This window comes from Pseudomonas sp. CVAP#3, assembly GCF_018986375.1.
In the GTDB taxonomy this organism is placed as follows: domain Bacteria; phylum Pseudomonadota; class Gammaproteobacteria; order Pseudomonadales; family Pseudomonadaceae; genus Aquipseudomonas; species Aquipseudomonas helvetica.
Window position 1 is genome coordinate 429,973 of sequence record NZ_JAHMSC010000001.1, and the last position, 17,790, is coordinate 447,762.

Sequence of the window (17,790 nt, forward strand, 5' to 3'; positions counted from 1 at the left end):
GGCGAATTTCGATTTAACTCGCGCTCGTAGATAGACCGCTGCATGCCGCATATCGCGGGTGGAGTCGGCCATTTTCCCCAGCCAGTAACACGATGCACCACCGGCCCCGACGACCACCGCAGCCAGACCGGCCAGCCCCCCGGTATTTGTCGACGGGTAAAGGACATGAACTCAACAACCTCACGTATCAGCGGCAGACCTGCGCCCGCAAAGGCGAAGACGATACAGCTGCAATTGAGAAATATTAAGTGAAGTATTGTCGCGCACTCATCACGAACAAATGGGGCACGACCGTCACATGCGACTAAGGCGCCTCACGGCGCCCCTGTGGTTCAAATTGCATCCACGGTTTAATTCGAAACGTTGCTTGCCCACTGCGACAGAAATGCGGCCACCCGCTCCTCAATGCGGCTCTCGACAGTTCGCAAACGCAACAAGGGGATATCACACTTACGCAGGATGCTGTCTTTCAAGGCATCCCGTTCCGCCTGTTCCGGCTTGTCATGTTCGCCCCCATCGACCTCTATCACGCCCAGCGGCTTTTTTCCTACTTTGTAATAGAGTACGAAATCGCAACTGGCGTGGTTTCTCATGAATGCCAGCTCCCGTGTCGTCAGGCCCGCGCAGGCTATCGAGACCAACTGAATCAGCGCGATCTGAGAGTGGAACATGATCCCCCCGAACGCATCCTGACCCAGCGCCTCACGCAGTATCTGCGCCACGATCTGCTCGGATCTGTATCGGGAGTCATCCCGTCGCAACCTGGCCTTGAGCCGTTCGAGCGATTGGTCGTATTCCTTGTAGAGCAGGTCGAAGGCCGAGATCACCGGTGCGCGGTGCAGTTGCCCTTCTTCCGCGTAGTATTCGATGTAGCGAACCAGCGCCGCGATGTGCCCGTTGTTCTTCGTGAAGACGTCGTCTCCCGTGACCAGGGTGAAGTGATGCTTGGCGCGGGATACCGCCACATTGACCATGCGTGGATCATCCACGAAAGCCAGGAGTTTTGGGGTAGTGCTCTTTTTGTCCAACACTGTTGAAAAGACGATTTCGTCGCACTCGCGTCCCTGAAACTTGTGCACGGTGTCATTGACGAAGTCAGCCGGCAAAACCGTTCCCGAAAGCGTCGCTTGAGCCCGGAAAGGCGCGATGAAGCCCCGGCCGTCCTCGCCCTCCCAGGCACTTTCGCCCTCTCCTTCAAGCATCGCCAGCAACGAATCCAGCTCGCGAAGGTTGGTGGTCTTTCGCGTATGGTTGCCCTTGGCAGTAACCAGCAGCGACAACGGCTTTTCACCGCTGTCTTTGGTCATCGGAACCAGTTGGTTGTCATAGAACTGCTGATTGCAGAACTGAATGATTCGCGGGTGGCAACGATAGTGCTCTTTGAGCAACGTCGTCGGGATCGAACCATTGAACACACTGATGCACGAATCGAGCAGGCTGTGCTTCTCGCAATTGTAGTGATCCTTGGGCGCCGCCATGCCCAACTTTGCCGGGATGTGCGCCAATTGTTTCCTATCGCCCACGATGATCAGGTTCTTTGCGCAACCAAGTGCCAATATTCCCGGAACGATGTCCTGTTGCGAGGCCTCGTCGATGATGACGTAGTCGAGCATCGCGCCGCTTTCGAGCGAGTTGATGATCGAGTGTGTGCTACTGGAAATGATCGGATAGCGTTTCAGGAACCCATCCAACTTGCGTTTGTAAGTCTTGGCATCGAAGGGTTCAGGGTTCGGCACATGCTGATGCAGGTGCTGCTTAAGGTACTTCATCGAAGCGCTCGTCAGCTCATCCAGCAGCGCTTGGTAACTGCCAAGTCGTAACGCTTGCTGATGGCTGGTCAATGCCACCTGTTTTTCCTGCAAAACCTTGTCGTAGTAATGAAGCTGCAGGGCATAGAAAGTCGATTTGCGCTTTTCCCAATTATCGAATGGTTTCATGCGCAAAATTCGGAAATTGAACAGCATCTCGATTCTGTCCCTGATCCTGACGCGGCCACCAGCCATATGTGTCAGGTAAGCCATCAAATCAGCGGACTTTTGCGGGGAGAGTTTGTACTTGTCCAAGGCAGGTATTTGCACGCCGTTGTCCTGCTGCCATTGCTGCAGATAGCGCCGCTCCACCTCAAACTCATCGATTTCAATCTGCAGCTGCGCCACCGCGTTGCGGGCACTCAGAAAACCCTTGAGCTGTTGCAAGACGACCTGAATACGCTCCATTGAAGGAGCGGCTTCGGGAACCGCCGAAGGTCGAGGACGCGGATTGGCGAAGAATGCCTCACGGTTCTCGGTACTGCCCAAACTGGCAACAAGATAATCCAGCCCGGACTTACCCAGTTTTTCGCAGACATTCGCAACGGCCGAATTGTTGTTGGACACCACCGCCACGTTTTTTCCACGCAACAGGATGTTGGCGACGATATTCAAAATGGTCTGGGTCTTGCCGGTGCCGGGTGGCCCTTCGATCAGACTGATCTGCGAGGTGAAGGCCTGCTCGACGGCCTGAAGCTGACTTTCATTGATACCAAAAGGAAAGATGAAATGACCGGTTTGCTCCTGCTGTGCGTTCTTCCCGGTGCAGTAGGCGTGCAATGCAGTATCCGCACATGAAGATATTGCGCTTAGCTGGCGCAGCACATTTTCGGCGATCACCTTGTCCGCAGGTTTCACGGCCTGTTCGACCCGACTATTGGCGACGGAAAGGAAATAGTTGTAGGTCGGCTCATCCTTCATCTTTGTTGGGGTGACAAGCTCGATAGTGTCCATCTTGAACAGGTAACGTGCCGTACTTCCCGAATACTGTACGACGGCATATTTCTCGCCGTAGATTGCAGCTTTCTCAATGGGACTTGTTACTGAGCTGCCCTTTTTGCGCAGAAGCTGGTCTTTCAGCTCTCGGGTCGGAACGACTTCGCAGTCCCCGAGCGAATAAGGAACGCGCTCGCCCGATAGATCGCGACAAGTCAGCACGAATTCACCGTGGCCGTCACTCTTCATCGTCCAGTCACTGATCTGCTCGGCGTTGTCTTTACCCCTGACGTAAATAGAAACCATATATCCCTTACGCAGGCTCGTTCAAAGCCTGTCCACATCCATGTTGTCGGAATCCGAATTCAGTGATCCGGCTAAATTGACACTATTTTGACATCACTTTTCGTCCGAGCACCAGCTTCCGGTCAGTACGCAGGATAAACAGATGTAAACATTTCCTGCAGATGCAACAAGGGCGCCTTACGGCGCCCTTGTTGTTCAACTCATTCCCACTCAATCGTCGCTGGCGGCTTGCTCGACACGTCGTAGGTGACGCGGGAGATGCCTTCGATTTCATTGATGATCCGGCCGCTGACGGTTTCCAGCAGCTCGTAAGGCAGGTGCGCCCAACGTGCGGTCATGAAGTCGATGGTTTCTACCGCACGCAGGGCGACAACCCAGGCGTAACGACGGCCATCACCCACCACGCCTACCGATTTCACCGGCTGGAATACCACGAATGCCTGGCTGACCTTGTGGTACCAGTCGGCCTTGCGCAGTTCTTCGATGAAGATGTGGTCGGCGCGACGCAGCAGGTCGGCGTATTCCTTCTTCACTTCACCGAGGATCCGCACGCCCAGGCCCGGACCCGGGAACGGGTGACGGTAGACCATGTCGTACGGCAGGCCGAGTTCCAAGCCCAGACGACGGACTTCGTCCTTGAACAGCTCGCGCAGCGGTTCAACCAGCTTGAGGTTCATTTCTTCCGGCAGGCCACCCACGTTGTGGTGCGACTTGATCACGTGCGCCTTGCCGCTTTTCGCGCCAGCCGACTCGATCACGTCCGGGTAGATGGTGCCTTGGGCGAGGTACTTGATGTTGTCCAGTTTGTTGGACTGGGCATCGAACACGTCGATGAAGGTACGGCCGATGATCTTGCGTTTCTTCTCTGGGTCGCTTTCGCCTGCCAGGTTGTTCAGGAACTGGTCTTCGGCGTTGGCGCGGATCACTTTGACGCCCATGTTCTCAGCGAACATGGCCATCACTTGCTCGCCTTCGTGCAGACGCAGCAGGCCGTTGTCGACGAAGACACAGGTCAGTTGGTCGCCGATGGCTTTGTGCAGCAACGCGGCAACTACCGAGGAGTCAACGCCGCCGGACAGGCCGAGCAGTACGTTGTCGGTGCCGACCTGAGCGCGGACCTGAGCGATGGCGTCTTCAGCAATCTTCGAAGGCGTCCACAGGGCTTCGCAGCCGCAGATGTCGAGGATGAAGCGCGAGAGGATGCGACCACCCTGCTTGGTGTGGGTCACTTCCGGGTGGAACTGCACGCCGTAGTAGCCGCGAGCATCGTCGAACATGCCGGCAATCGGGCAGCTTGGAGTACTGGCCAGGATGTGGAAATCCTGCGGCATTTTGGTGACCTTGTCACCGTGGCTCATCCATACGTCGAGGCCGAACAGGCCATCAGCGTCGATGTGGTCTTCGATGCCGTCCAGCAGGCGGCTCTTGCCGACCACGTCGACACGGGCGTAACCGAACTCACGCAGTTCGGAACCTTCAACCTTGCCACCCAGCTGTTCAGCCATGGTCTGCATGCCGTAGCAGATCCCGAAGACCGGGACGCCCAGGTCAAATACGGCTTGCGGGCAGCGCGGACTGTCAGCTACGTGCACGGACTCGGGGCCGCCGGCGAGAATGACGCCTTTTGGAGCGAATTCGCGAATCGCGTCTTCATCCATGTCGAACGGGTGCAGTTCGCAGTAAACACCGATTTCACGCACGCGACGGGCGATCAGCTGGGTGTACTGGGAACCGAAGTCGAGGATCAGGATGCGGTGAGCGTGAATGTCGAGGGCCATGATTCAGTCTCGTCTAAGTAATTCAAAAACAGTCGTGATTCAGAAACAACTCGGGGCTGAATAGAACAGCCCCGGTTGCTTAACGATTTGCTTGAAGCTTCAACCTACGCGGTAGTTTGGCGCTTCTTTGGTGATCTGCACGTCGTGGACATGAGATTCCGCCATGCCGGCGCCGGTGATGCGCACGAACTCTGGCTTGGTACGCATTTCTTCGATATCGGCGCTACCGGTGTAGCCCATGGAAGAACGCAGGCCGCCCATCAGTTGATGGATGATGGCGCTCAGGGTGCCCTTGTACGGAACACGCCCTTCGATACCTTCCGGAACCAGTTTCTCGGCGCCTGCCGAGGAGTCCTGGAAGTAACGGTCGGAAGAGCCTTGAGCCTGGGACATGGCGCCCAGCGAACCCATGCCACGGTAAGCCTTGTACGAACGGCCCTGGAACAGTTCGATCTCGCCCGGCGCTTCTTCAGTACCGGCGAACATCGAGCCCATCATCACGCAGGAGGCACCGGCAACGATGGCCTTGGACAGGTCACCGGAGAAACGGATGCCGCCGTCGGCGATCAACGGAACGCCAGTGCCTTCAAGGGCAGCGGCGACGTTGGCGATGGCGCTGATTTGCGGCACGCCGACACCGGCAACGATACGGGTGGTGCAGATCGAGCCAGGGCCGATACCGACCTTGACCGCGTCCGCGCCCGCTTCGGCCAGGGCCTTGGCAGCAGCGCCGGTGGCAATGTTGCCGCCGATCACCTGGACTTCAGGGAAATTCTGCTTGACCCAGCGAACGCGGTCGATCACGCCTTTGGAGTGACCGTGTGCGGTGTCGACCACCACCACGTCAACGCCGGCAGCAACCAGTGCCGCGACGCGATCGCCGGTGTCTTTACCGGTACCGACCGCAGCACCCACGCGCAGACGACCCTGGTCGTCCTTGCTGGCCAGTGGGTAGGCCTTGGCTTTTTCGATGTCGTTGACGGTCATCATGCCTTTGAGGGCAAATTTTTCGTCGACGATCAGCACGCGCTCGATACGGTGTTTGTGCAACAACTCGCGAACGTCGTTCTTGTTGGCGCCTTCCTTGACCGTGACCAGACGCTCTTTAGGCGTCATCACTTCACGGACAGTGGCGTCCAGACGGTTCTCGAAGCGCACGTCACGGGAAGTGACGATGCCGACCAGGTCGCCATCGTGCAGTACCGGAACGCCGGAGATGTTGTGCATGCGGGTCAGTTCGAACAGCTCACGAACCGTGGCATCAGCCTCGATGGTGATCGGGTCCTTGACCACGCCGGCCTCGTACCGCTTGACCTTGCGCACTTCGGCAGCTTGCTGCTCGATGGTCATGTTCTTGTGGATGATGCCGATGCCACCTTCCTGAGCCATGGCAATTGCCAGACGGGCTTCAGTGACGGTGTCCATGGCAGCGGAAACCAGTGGAATATTCAGCTCGATGCCACGGGTAAGGCGGGTTTTGAGACTGACTTCGTTAGGAAGCACCTCGGAATAACCGGGCACTAAAAGAATGTCGTCGAAGGTCAGAGCTTCTTGGCTGATACGCAGCATCGCGGGGGCTCCCGAGCGGGAAAATGGAAGCGCGCCATTATACTCAGACACCCCCGCCGGCTCAATGTAAAAGTCTGTCTATTATCAACGCAGTGATCGACGGAGCATTTCACACCCCAACCCCGTAGGAGCAAAGCTTGCTCGCGATGGCATCACCACGGAGTATCAGGCAGACCGAGTTGCCCGCATCGCTGTAGGAGCAAAGCTTGCTCGCGATGCAGGCGCCACGGAGTATCAGACAGAACGGGTTGCCCGCATCGCGAGCAAGCTTTGCTCCTACAGCTCGACTTTGACCCAACTCACCGGCAGGTCCAGCCATTCGGCGAACTCGTCGATGAAGCTCTGCTTGAACCCGGCCTCGGCCCAGTTATTGAAGATAAAGCCCAGGTTCGAGAAGCCGCATTCCTGCAGGAACAGAAAACCGTTGATGTCGTCTTCATGCCCGCATTCCGGGCAGATGAAGTTGTCGGTGCGCCCCGGCATCCAGTCTTCCAGGCTTTCGAACAGCGCTTCGCCAATTTCCTTGCGGCATTCGGCACATCCGGCTTCTTCGAGAAAGCCCTTGGCCGGTGTATAGATGCAGCGCTTGGTGATGATCTCCAGCCCATTGATCGGCTCGCCAAACGGCAGCGCTTCGGGATGCAACACCACCGCCCGCGCGCCCGGTGCGATGGCGTGGGCCATGCGATTGCCGGTACGACCGCAGGTGGTGAGTTGTTCTTCAATGATGTTCTTGCGCACCAGCCACCGCACAATCGCCCGCGCCCGAGGTTCGTGCACCGGCAGTGTGGAGATTTTCGGGACGATAATGCTTTGCGAGTTCATGGGTGCAGCCCTGAAGCGTTCAATGAGAGATCGGCAGTAACCGGCCTGGCGTCATCGCGGGCAAGCCTTGCTCCTACAGTTGTGCGCCGACCTGTAGGAGCATGGCTTGCCCGCGATAGCGATATGAGGCGCGGCAGCTTAATCCCTGACGAAATCCGGTCAAGTACTGATATAGCGACCGATCAAGGCAATGCCACTGGCCAGCACCAGCCAGGTCACCAGCCGCACAAAGGCCTCGCGGGACAACTTCATGGTCAACCGCCGACCGGTCCACAGCCCCAGCGTCATTGCCGGCAACAAACATACCGCCAGTACCAACAAGGGTAGCTCGGCATAAACCCCGGCGATCGCGAACAGGCTCAAACGCACCACCGTACTGCAACTGATCAACGCACTTTGCGTGGCGCGGGCCTGATCCTTGGGCAAGCGGCTGTTCAGATAGATTGCATATAAAAAGCCGCCACTGCCAAACAGCGCCCCGAACATTCCGCCCACCGTGCCCATCGGGATCGCCCATGCAGCAGCCAACTGTGTCGGTCGGGCTTTCACCCACAAGCTGTAAATCGCATACGCGCTGATAAACAGCCCCATCAATAGCAGCAACAGATTCGATTTGAGGTTCAGCAGGAAGATCACTCCCAACGTGCACCCCACCGCCATGCACGGCAGCAAGCGCAACAACTCGGGCTTGGCGACATCACGCCGCGACGGCAGCAGATTGCCAAACGCGGCGATAAAATCCAGCAGCACCAGCAGCGGCACGATCTTCGACAATGGCATGAACAGAATCAGGATGGGACCTGCCACCAGCGCCGTACCGAAACCGGCGACGCCGAAGACGATGTACGCCAGGCTGATGCCCAGCCCGATCACCAGCCAGTCCATGGCGCCGAAGGCCCATTGATTCAGTAATTCCAGCAACGCAACTTCCTTTTTATCACTGTGATGGTTTTAGCCTGCGCCCCCCTGTGGGAGCGAGCAGGCTCGCTACCACAAAGGATCGCACAGCGTTCACTTCAGCCAGAAGGTAATCGGCCATGGAGATTGACCGCCGAATGCCATTAAACTGCGCCCCATGATTAAAGATCCCTTTGCAAGACTCGGCCTGGACCGAGAAGTCCTGACGGTCAGTCAGCTCAACGGTCGCGCGCGGGTGTTGCTTGAAGACGTGTTCAGCAACATCTGGGTCGAAGGCGAAATCTCCAACCTCGCCCGCCCGGCGTCCGGCCACATCTATTTCACCCTAAAGGACAGTGGCGCCCAAGTGCGTTGCGCGCTGTTCCGGCAGAACGCTGCGCGGGTTCGCCAGGCGCTGAAGGATGGCCTGGCGGTCAAGGTCCGGGGCAAGGTTTCGCTGTTTGAGGGGCGTGGCGACTATCAGCTGATTCTCGACACCGTGGAGCCTGCCGGTGACGGTGCGCTGCGCCTGGCATTCGATGCACTGAAAGAAAAACTCAGCGCCGAAGGCCTGTTCAGTGCCGAACGCAAAGTGCCGCTGCCGGCACACCCGCAACGCATCGGCATCATCAGTTCGCCGACCGGCGCGGTGATTCGCGACATCATCAGCGTATTCCGCCGCCGTGCGCCGCAAGTGGTGCTGACCCTGATCCCCACCGCCGTGCAAGGCCGCGAAGCTACCGCACAGATTGTCCGCGCACTCAAACTGGCTGACGCCCGCGGTTTCGATGCGCTGATTCTCGCGCGTGGCGGCGGCTCGCTGGAAGACCTCTGGTGTTTCAACGAAGAAGCCGTGGCCCGCGCGATAGATGCCTGCGTCACCCCGATTGTCAGCGCCGTTGGCCATGAAACCGATGTGTCGATCAGCGACTTCGTGGCCGACGTCCGTGCGCCGACGCCTTCCGCCGCCGCTGAACTGCTGGCGCCGGATTCCAGCGATCTGGTGCGCCGGGTCGAAAGCCTGCATCGGCGTTTGGTGATGCGCATCCGCGACCGTTTGATGCGTGATCGCCTGCGCCTGGAAGGCATCTCGCGCCGCTTGCGCCATCCGGGTGAACGCCTGCGTCAGCAAGCGCAACGTCTCGACGACCTGGACATGCGCCTGCGCCGGGCTTTCGAGCGCAGCCTCAATACCCGTCGCGAACGGCTTATCCGTTTGGAAACCCGCCTCGCCGGACAACATCCGGGACGGCAATTGACGCTGCTGCGCCAGCGCCTCGACAGCCTCGCCGAGCGCCTGCCGCGTTCGATGCGCGAAGGTCTGAAGGCCCGTCGCCTGCAACTGCAAACCCAAATGCAAACCCTGCATGTGGTCAGCCCGCTGGCGACACTGGGCCGTGGCTACAGCATTTTGCTCGATGAACGCGGCAACGCGATCCGCAGCGCCGCGCAGACCCAAAACGGCCAACGCCTGAAAGCCATACTCGGCGAAGGCCAATTGCAGGTCCGGGTCGAAGACAACCACCTGACGCCCGTCACCCTTTCTTTACTGGATTGATCCATGCCGCGCTTTCTTGCACCGTTGCTGTTGCTTTGCCTGACCTTCAACGCCCACGCCGACAGCTACATCACGCGCCTGCTGAACAAACCGGTACCCGGCGGTGTGGCGGTGGTCGACCTGGGCACTTCGGCTCAGGCACCCAAGGCCAGCTATCAAGGCAAACCGGTGCTGGTGGTCAAGGAACAGAACAACTGGCTGGCGGTTGTCGGTGTGCCGCTGACCGTCAAGCCCGGCAACCAGCAGCTCAGTAGCGGTGGCCGTAACCTGAACTTCGTGGTCGGCAACAAGAAGTATCCGGAACAGCACATCACCCTGAAGAACCAGCGCCAGGTCAATCCGAACCCGGACGACCTGAAACGCATCGACGCCGAACTGGACGAACAGATTCGTGCTTATCGCAGCTTCAGCCCGGTGACGCCGAGCAATCTGCTGCTGGACAAACCGGTCAATGGTCCGCTGTCGAGCAAGTTCGGTGTGCGCCGGTTCTTCAACGGCGAAGAGCGCAATCCCCACGCCGGCCTGGACTTCGCGGTGCCAGCCGGTACGCCGATCAAGACCCCGGCGGCCGGCAAGGTAATCCTGATCGGCAACTACTTTTTTAACGGCAACACGGTATTCGTCGACCACGGCCAGGGCTTTATCAGCATGTTCTGCCACATGTCGAAAATCGACGTGAAAGTCGGCCAGCAACTGGCACGCGGTGGCGTGGTCGGTAAAGTCGGCTCCACCGGTCGTGCCACCGGGCCGCACATGCACTGGAACGTCAGCCTGAACGATGCCCGCGTGGACCCGGCGATTTTCATCGGCGCATTCCAGCCATAAGTCACCGTAATTTCGTAGGAGCAAGGCTTGCCCGCGAATGCCGCGATGCGGTGTCACAGATACACCGCGTTATCGTTCATCGCGGGCAAGCCTTGCTCCTACAGGTATTGCGTACGACGAACGGTCCGCGCAATACCTATCAAACAATATTGTTCTTTCCAGAATAAAATCTCGCAAAAACATATTTTTCGAGTATTCCTCTCAAAGTTTTTCGACTACTTGCCATCTTTCACCCTCGCGGTTAGGGTTGAAGACATGAAAACTTCTCACACCCTCATTCAGCTCCGCCAGCACCGCAGCCTGTGCCTTGTCAGCGCACGACTGCCGGGCTGAATCGCGGTGCCTCGTCCCACGTTTTATCCAACTTTTTTTGATCCACCGGCAGGCCGCCTTTTTTCGGCCCACACAATAAGGATTTTCCGATGAGCATGCTCAAAGACCCGTCTTCGAAATACCGCGCTTTCCCGACTATCGACATTCCGGATCGCACCTGGCCGTCGAAGACCATCACTGCCGCGCCGATCTGGTGCAGCTCCGACTTGCGCGATGGTAACCAGTCGCTGATCGAGCCAATGGACGCAGTGAAAAAGCTGCGCTTCTGGAAAACCCTGGTCGCCGTCGGCGTGAAAGAAATCGAAGCCTCGTTCCCGGCCGCTTCGCAAACCGACTTCGACTTCGTGCGGACCCTGATCGAAGGCGGCCACATCCCGGACGACACCACCATTCAGGTGCTGACCCAGGGCCGTGAAGACCTGATCGAGCGGACTTTCGAATCCCTGCGCGGTGCGAAAAAAGCCATCGTTCACCTCTACAACGCGACCTCCCCTTCCTTCCGCCGGATTGTCTTCAATCAGGACAAGGACGGGATCAAGGCCATCGCAGTGAATGCCGCCAAGCTGTTCGTCAAATATGCCGCCCAGCAACCAAACACCGAGTGGACCTTCGAATACTCGCCAGAGACCTTCAGCGCCACTGAGCTGGAATTCGCCAAAGAAGTCTGCGACGCGGTGATCGAGGTCTGGAACCCGACGCCTGCGCACAAGGTGATTCTCAACCTGCCGGCCACCGTCGAATGCGCCACACCGAACATCTACGCCGACCAGATCGAGTGGTTCGGCCGTCACATCAATCGTCGTGACAGCGTGATCATCAGCCTGCACACCCACAACGACCGTGGCACTGGCGTTGCGGCCACCGAACTGGGCCTGATGGCCGGCGCCGACCGTGTCGAAGGCTGCCTGTTCGGCAACGGCGAGCGTACCGGTAACGTTGACCTGGTCACCGTGGCCTTGAACCTCTACACCCAGGGCGTTGACCCTGAGCTGGATTTCTCCGACATCGACGGCGTGCGCAAAGTCGTTGAAGAGTGCAACCAGATTCCGGTGCACCCGCGTCACCCGTACGTCGGCGACCTGGTTCACACCGCGTTCTCCGGCTCGCACCAGGACGCGATCCGCAAGGGCTTCGCCCAGCAAAAGCCGGACGCGCTGTGGGAAGTACCGTACTTGCCAATCGACCCGGCCGACATCGGTCGCAGCTACGAGGCGGTGATTCGCGTCAACAGCCAGTCCGGCAAGGGCGGTATCGCTTACCTGCTGGAACAGGAATACGGCATCAACTTGCCGCGCCGCATGCAGATCGAATTCAGCCAGGTCGTACAACGCGAAACCGATCGCCTGGGCCTCGAGATGACTGCCCAGCAGATCCACGCGCTGCTGCACAGCGAGTACTTACAGGCCAACACGCCATACGCGCTGGTCAGCCATCGCTTGCAGGAAGAGAACGGTCATAGCGCCGTCGAAGTGGAAGTCTCCAGCAAAGGCCAAGGCGAAACCAACCTGCACTGGCGTGGCAAAGGCAACGGCGCCCTGGAAGCACTGGTGGCCGGTCTGCCGATTCCGGTGGAGATCATGGACTACAACGAACACGCGATCGGCGCAGGCACCAATGCCAAGGCTGCGGCCTACATTGAACTGCGTGTGAACGGCGAGCGTGCAGTGCATGGCGTGGGCATCGATGAAAACATCACCACCGCCAGCTTCAAGGCCCTGTTCAGCGCGCTGAACCGCTCCCTGAGCCAGCCGGAAGCGAAAGCGGCGTAAGCCCTTGCGCTAGAACACAAAAGGCCCCGAGGTAAAAACCTCGGGGCCTTTTTGTTTGTCTGCAGATTTTGTGTTGTCTGTGATGGCCCCTTCGCGAGCAAGCCCGCTCCCACATTAAACCTGCGTCGTTCATGCGGTTTGTGAACTGAAGAAGATCCAATGTGGGAGCGGGCTTGCTCGCGAAGACGGACTACCAGGCGGCGAAAATCTCAGGTCAGCTCGAAGGTATCGGCATCCAGATTCGCCGGGAACCGCGTGCGATACGCCGCCAGCTCCGCAGCGCTCAGCACGACCTGGAATACCCCGTCGGCCTCACCGGCACCCAGCAGCGTCTCGCCCTGGAAATCCAGCACCTGGCTATCACCGGTATACGCAAAGCCTTTACCGTCGGTACCAATCCGGTTCACCGCGGCGACATAGCAGAGGTTCTCGATGGCCCGCGCCGGCAGCAAACGGTTCCAGTGCTGACGCCGCGCACCCGGCCAGTTGGCGGTGTACAGCAGCAAGTCAGTGTCTTGCGCATCGCGGCTCCACACCGGGAAGCGCAAGTCGTAGCAAATCAGCGGACGCACCCGCCAGCCCTTGAGCTCGAACTGCACCTGATGCTCGCCGGCGGTGTAATGCTTGTGCTCGCCGGCCATGCGGAACAGGTGACGCTTGTCGTAATGCAGGACTTCACCGTCCGGCTGCGCCCACAACAGTCGATTGCGATAGCTGCCATCGGCCGCCTGGACAATCACGCTGCCGGTAATCACCGCGTCAAGTTTGGCGGCCTGCGTTCGCAACCATTTACTGGTCGGGCCGTTTTCCGCTTCAGCGAGGGTTGGCGACTCCATGGAGAAACCGGTGGTGAACATCTCCGGCAGGATGATCAGGTCGGCGCCCCGCGCCTGCTCCAGCAACTGTTCGAAATGCTCGAGGTTGGCCTTGCGGTCATGCCAGGCCAATGTGGTCTGGATCAACGCAACGTTCAGATTGGGCAAGGTCGTCAGATCGCGCATAGTTTCTCCGCTGCCTGACGCAGCGTCTCCTCACGCTTGGCAAAACACAGGCGCACCAGACGCTGTTCCGGCAGCGGGTTCTGGTAGAACACGGAAATCGGGATCGCCGCCACGCCATGCTCGCGCGTCATCCACTTGGCCATCTCGACATCGTTCAGGTCCGGGCGGATCTGCGAATAGTCGACCAACTGGAAATAGGTCCCGGTGGCCTTGGTAAAGCTGAACCGCGAAGGTGCCAGCAAATCACAGAACAGATCACGCTTGGCCTGATAGAAACCCGGCAACTCTTCGACATGCTCCGGATGCTCGGCCATGAAGTCGGCCAGCGCGTACTGCAACGGGGTCACACCGCAGAAACTGACGTATTGATGCACCTTGCGCAGTTCTTCCGTGAGCGCCGGTGGCGCGACCACGTAGCCGGTCTTCCAGCCAGTGACGTGATAGGTCTTGCCAAAAGAACTGACCACGAAGGCGCGCTGGTACAGCTCTTCATGGGCCAAAACGCTGGCATGCGCTACACCGTCAAACACCAGGTGTTCATACACTTCGTCGCTGATCAGGTAGATATCGCGGTCGCGGATCAAGGCCGCCAACTGATCCAGCTCGGCACGCGAGATCAGCGCACCACTCGGGTTATGCGGCGAGTTGAGGATGATCATTCGCGTGCGCGGGCTCAGAGCTTCGCCGAGCTTCTGGAAGTCGATGGCGAAGTCCTTTCCCGCCAATGGCACGTGCACGCAACGACCACCGGCCAGCGCCACCGAAGGCTCATAACTGTCGTAGGCCGGATCGAAGACGATCACTTCGTCACCGCTGTGGATAACCGCTGCAATGGCGCAGAAGATTGCCTGGGTCGCGCCGGGAGTGATGGTCACCTCGGTGTCGGCATTGACGCTCACGCCATAGCTGCGAGCGATCTTCGCCGCCACTTGCTGGCGCAGCGCTGGCAGGCCGGTCATCGGTGAATACTGGTTATGGCCATTGGCGATGTGCCGACCGACCGCATCGCACAAGGCTTGCGGAGCATCGAAATCAGGGAACCCCTGGGACAGGTTGAGCGCGCCGGTCTGTGCCGCGAGCTGAGACATTTGGGTGAAGATAGTGATGCCTACATTCGGCAGCTTACTGGTGATCATCGGTGATTCCCTGCTCTACACCCGGCTCTAACGGCGGCACGGGAGAGCCCGAGGATAGCCCATCTGTCAGTGATAAAAAAAGCATTTGCGGCAATGGACGCACGGCCACAACTCGTCTTGATGAATACGCATACACATCTTATATGGTCAAACTTTTTGACTGACCAACGGCGTAAAAAACCAGGCATACCTGTTAGTTCTGACAGTTGCCGGGCGAAGCACCTAGAGATTAACTGACCCAACCAAGCCTCAGAAGACAGTGAAATGACTAATGTTGCGCCACCCGTTAATCCGGGAGATCTTGATAACTATTTTGGTAACAAGGGAATCCAACTTATCAAACACCACAACCACGGTGTATTCAGGTGTCACGGACTGAACTTGTCAACCGATGGAAAACTGCTCGTTGCTGGCAGCCACGCGCCGGTAGCCGAACTTAGCCACTACTCACTGCAGCGGTGCACCGCCAACGGACAGCTGGACAAAACCTTCGGGGTAAATGGCTACAGTGACGGTCAATTTACGTCAGACGCAGCCCTGTCATCAACGGCACTCAAAACCTTCACACTTGAAAATTCCCGGCTTTTACTTTTTGGCATGTTCAATTCCAGCAGAGGCGAACCACTACCCGCCTTCGCCAGGCTGCATACCAACGGCCAGCTTGATACTACATTTGGTGACGGAGGGAAATTTGTATCGCGCTCGCCCCTCCCCACGGATGGCGGCAGCCCAATCAATTCGTACCTCGGTGCCTGTATTCAATCCACCAAAAACATCGTGAGCGTGCACCCTCATGCATGGGAGGACGAAGTACCGTATGTCATTTTGCGAATTACTGAGGACGGACAGCAAGACGTCCACTTCAATGAAGATGAAGCCTATGTGGACATTAGTCAGCCAGGCGGTGAAAAGATCTATTTGACCGCGATTGCCGTACAGACGGATGACAAATTTCTTGTTTGCGGCTACTCCGAAGATTTTCGCGGCATCAAGACCGGAATTATTTTGCGCTTCGAAAAAGATGGGAAGACGGATTCAACATTCGCGGTTCGTGGGGTATTTCGTAAACAAGACTGGCGTTTCGAACATCTGGTTGTTCTTGATTACCGAATCCTGTGTTGCGGATCAACCACATCTGGCGAGGCCTTGCTGGTTCTACTCGACCACGACGGAGAACTGCTGGGCGAACCGAGCATAACTCCCGCCGACATCAGTTCTCGATGGACCAAAATGGCGTATCAAGACAATAAAATTGTGGTAACTGGCGAAACACAAGGGGATTTCGGTTCACAATTCCTTGTTGCGCGCTTTAACAACGACACAACCCTGGATCAGTCATTTGGCGTGGAAGGGTGCGTCTCTATCAACTTTGGGGGAATTAACAGCAAAGCGGTCGATCTTATTGTTGATGCCAACCAAGGGATCGTGGTGTTGACATCTGCCAGACAGCCAGTCGGGGATGAACAATTCTTTCTGGCTCGGATTCTCTCCTGATCAACCAAACACGAAAAAGGGCACCATTGGTGCCCTCTTCCTTCCCCGGAAAAGCGTGAATCAGCGCTTGTCGCGGCGCTTCTTGTCGGCTTTCTTGTGGTGCGTCATCAAGCGGCGTTTCTTGTTGACCTGACGGTCCGTAAGCGTGTTCTTGTTGCCTTCGTACGGGTTCTCGCCACCTTTGAACTCGATGCGGATCGGCGTACCAACCAGCTTCAAGACGCGACGGTAGGTGTTTTCCAGGTAACGGACGTAAGACTTTGGAACCTTCTCGACCTGGTTACCGTGGATCACGATGATCGGCGGGTTCGCGCCACCCAAGTGGGCATAACGCAGCTTGATCCGACGGTTGTTGACCATCGGTGGCGCGTGCTCACCGACCGCATCCTCGAGAATCTGGGTCAGGCGGTTGGTCGGCCAGCGGGTAACCGCGGACTTGAACGAGTTCTGCACCGACGCGTAGAGGTTGCCCACGCCAGTACCGTGCAGGGCCGAGATGAAGTGGATGTCGGCGAAGTCGACGAAGAACAGCCGACGTTGCAGCTCGACCTTCACGAAGTCGCGCTCGCTCGGCGTCATGCCGTCCCACTTGTTGATCGCGATCACCAACGCACGACCCGCTTCCAGGGCAAAGCCCAGCAAGTTGAGGTCGTGGTCCACCACGCCTTCGCGGGCGTCCATCACGAAGATCACCACGTTGGCGTCTTTGATCGCTTGCAGGGTTTTGACCACGGAGAACTTTTCAACTTCTTCGTGGATCTTGCCGCGCTTGCGCACACCCGCGGTATCGATCAGCGTGTACTTCTCGTCGTTACGCTCGAACGGGATGTAGATGCTGTCGCGGGTGGTGCCTGGCTGGTCATACACGATCACCCGGTCTTCACCGAGCATGCGGTTGACCAGGGTCGACTTGCCGACGTTCGGGCGGCCAATGATAGCGATCTTGATACCGTCTTTTTCGCTCGGGCCCGGAATGCGCTTGGCTTCCTCGCCTTCGGCAACGATCTCTTCTTCACCGTCTTCCGGCTCTTCGCTGTCTTTAGGGAAGTCGCTCAGGGCGATTTCCAGCATCTGGGTGATGCCACGACCGTGGGCACCGGCGATCGGGATCGCGTGGCCCATGCCCAGCGGGGCGAACTCGGCGCGGGCCATTTCAGGGTCGATGTTGTCGACCTTGTTGGCAACCACGTAAGAACGCTTGTTACGCTTGCGCAAGTGCTCGGCGATCATCTGGTCGGCGGCGGTGAAACCGGCCTTGGCATCTACCAGGAACAGAACGACATCCGCTTCTTCAATGGCCAGCAGCGACTGCTCGGCCATTTTTTCGTCCATACCGTGTTCGTCACCGGAGATACCGCCGGTGTCGACCAAAATGTAGGAACGCCCTTGCCACTTGGCCTCACCGTATTGGCGATCACGGGTCAGACCGGACAAGTCGCCGACGATGGCGTCACGCGTCCTGGTCAGGCGGTTGAACAAGGTGGACTTGCCGACGTTCGGTCGGCCCACCAGGGCGATTACGGGAACCATGCGGCTCTCCACTTCGTTATTTCAG

Annotated in this window: 12 protein-coding genes; 4 read left to right on the forward strand and 8 right to left on the reverse strand. The window is 58.1% G+C overall.

Translation table 11 applies throughout. The annotated features are described in order from the left end of the window. Positions 1-350: 350 nt before the first annotated feature. From KRR23_RS01960 to KRR23_RS01980, 5 genes are all read right to left on the reverse strand, one after another. The gene (locus KRR23_RS01960) at positions 351-3,050 is read right to left on the reverse strand and encodes an AAA domain-containing protein (RefSeq protein WP_216741121.1); all 2,700 of its coding nucleotides are present in this window, start codon (positions 3,048-3,050) and stop codon (positions 351-353) included. 200 nt (positions 3,051-3,250) lie between these two features. Next, positions 3,251-4,828, reverse strand: a complete 1,578-nt coding sequence (gene guaA, locus KRR23_RS01965; RefSeq protein ID WP_054595817.1) for a glutamine-hydrolyzing GMP synthase — start codon at positions 4,826-4,828, stop codon at positions 3,251-3,253. A 99-nt stretch (positions 4,829-4,927) separates the two neighbouring features. Next, positions 4,928-6,397, reverse strand: a complete 1,470-nt coding sequence (gene guaB, locus KRR23_RS01970) for an IMP dehydrogenase (RefSeq protein WP_216741122.1) — start codon at positions 6,395-6,397, stop codon at positions 4,928-4,930. Positions 6,398-6,673: 276 nt separating this feature from the next. After that, the gene (locus KRR23_RS01975; RefSeq protein ID WP_019693449.1) at positions 6,674-7,222 is read right to left on the reverse strand and encodes a hypothetical protein; all 549 of its coding nucleotides are present in this window, start codon (positions 7,220-7,222) and stop codon (positions 6,674-6,676) included. A gap of 159 nt (positions 7,223-7,381) precedes the next feature. Beyond that, entirely contained in the window at positions 7,382-8,107 is a 726-nt protein-coding gene (locus KRR23_RS01980; protein ID WP_216741343.1) for a sulfite exporter TauE/SafE family protein, read from the reverse strand. A gap of 190 nt (positions 8,108-8,297) precedes the next feature. On the opposite strand from KRR23_RS01980, the gene xseA reads away from it, so the two are divergent. From xseA to leuA, 3 genes are all read left to right on the forward strand, one after another. Continuing rightward, entirely contained in the window at positions 8,298-9,677 is a 1,380-nt protein-coding gene (gene xseA / locus KRR23_RS01985; RefSeq protein WP_216741123.1) for an exodeoxyribonuclease VII large subunit, read from the forward strand. Between the two features lie 3 nt (positions 9,678-9,680). Next, entirely contained in the window at positions 9,681-10,502 is an 822-nt protein-coding gene (locus KRR23_RS01990; RefSeq protein WP_216741124.1) for a M23 family metallopeptidase, read from the forward strand. Positions 10,503-10,924: 422 nt separating this feature from the next. Then, a complete protein-coding gene (leuA, locus tag KRR23_RS01995; protein ID WP_216741125.1) occupies positions 10,925-12,604 on the forward strand; it encodes a 2-isopropylmalate synthase in 1,680 nt (559 codons plus the stop codon). Between the two features lie 209 nt (positions 12,605-12,813). Here the strand turns inward: leuA and KRR23_RS02000 are convergent, their stop codons facing one another. Next, the gene (locus tag KRR23_RS02000; protein ID WP_216741126.1) at positions 12,814-13,605 is read right to left on the reverse strand and encodes an amidohydrolase; all 792 of its coding nucleotides are present in this window, start codon (positions 13,603-13,605) and stop codon (positions 12,814-12,816) included. Next, complete coding sequence (locus KRR23_RS02005; RefSeq protein ID WP_216741127.1) at positions 13,593-14,741, reverse strand: pyridoxal phosphate-dependent aminotransferase; 1,149 nt, start codon at positions 14,739-14,741, stop codon at positions 13,593-13,595. The genes KRR23_RS02000 and KRR23_RS02005 overlap by 13 nt, the downstream gene beginning before the upstream one ends. 264 nt (positions 14,742-15,005) lie before the next feature. On the opposite strand from KRR23_RS02005, the gene KRR23_RS02010 reads away from it, so the two are divergent. Then, positions 15,006-16,235 (forward strand): hypothetical protein, encoded by a 1,230-nt coding sequence (locus tag KRR23_RS02010; protein ID WP_216741128.1) that lies wholly within the window; start codon positions 15,006-15,008, stop codon positions 16,233-16,235. Between the two features lie 60 nt (positions 16,236-16,295). On the opposite strand, the gene der is transcribed toward KRR23_RS02010, so the two are convergent. Further along, complete coding sequence (gene der, locus KRR23_RS02015; protein WP_054595810.1) at positions 16,296-17,765, reverse strand: ribosome biogenesis GTPase Der; 1,470 nt, start codon at positions 17,763-17,765, stop codon at positions 16,296-16,298. Between the last annotated feature and the right edge of the window lie 25 nt (positions 17,766-17,790).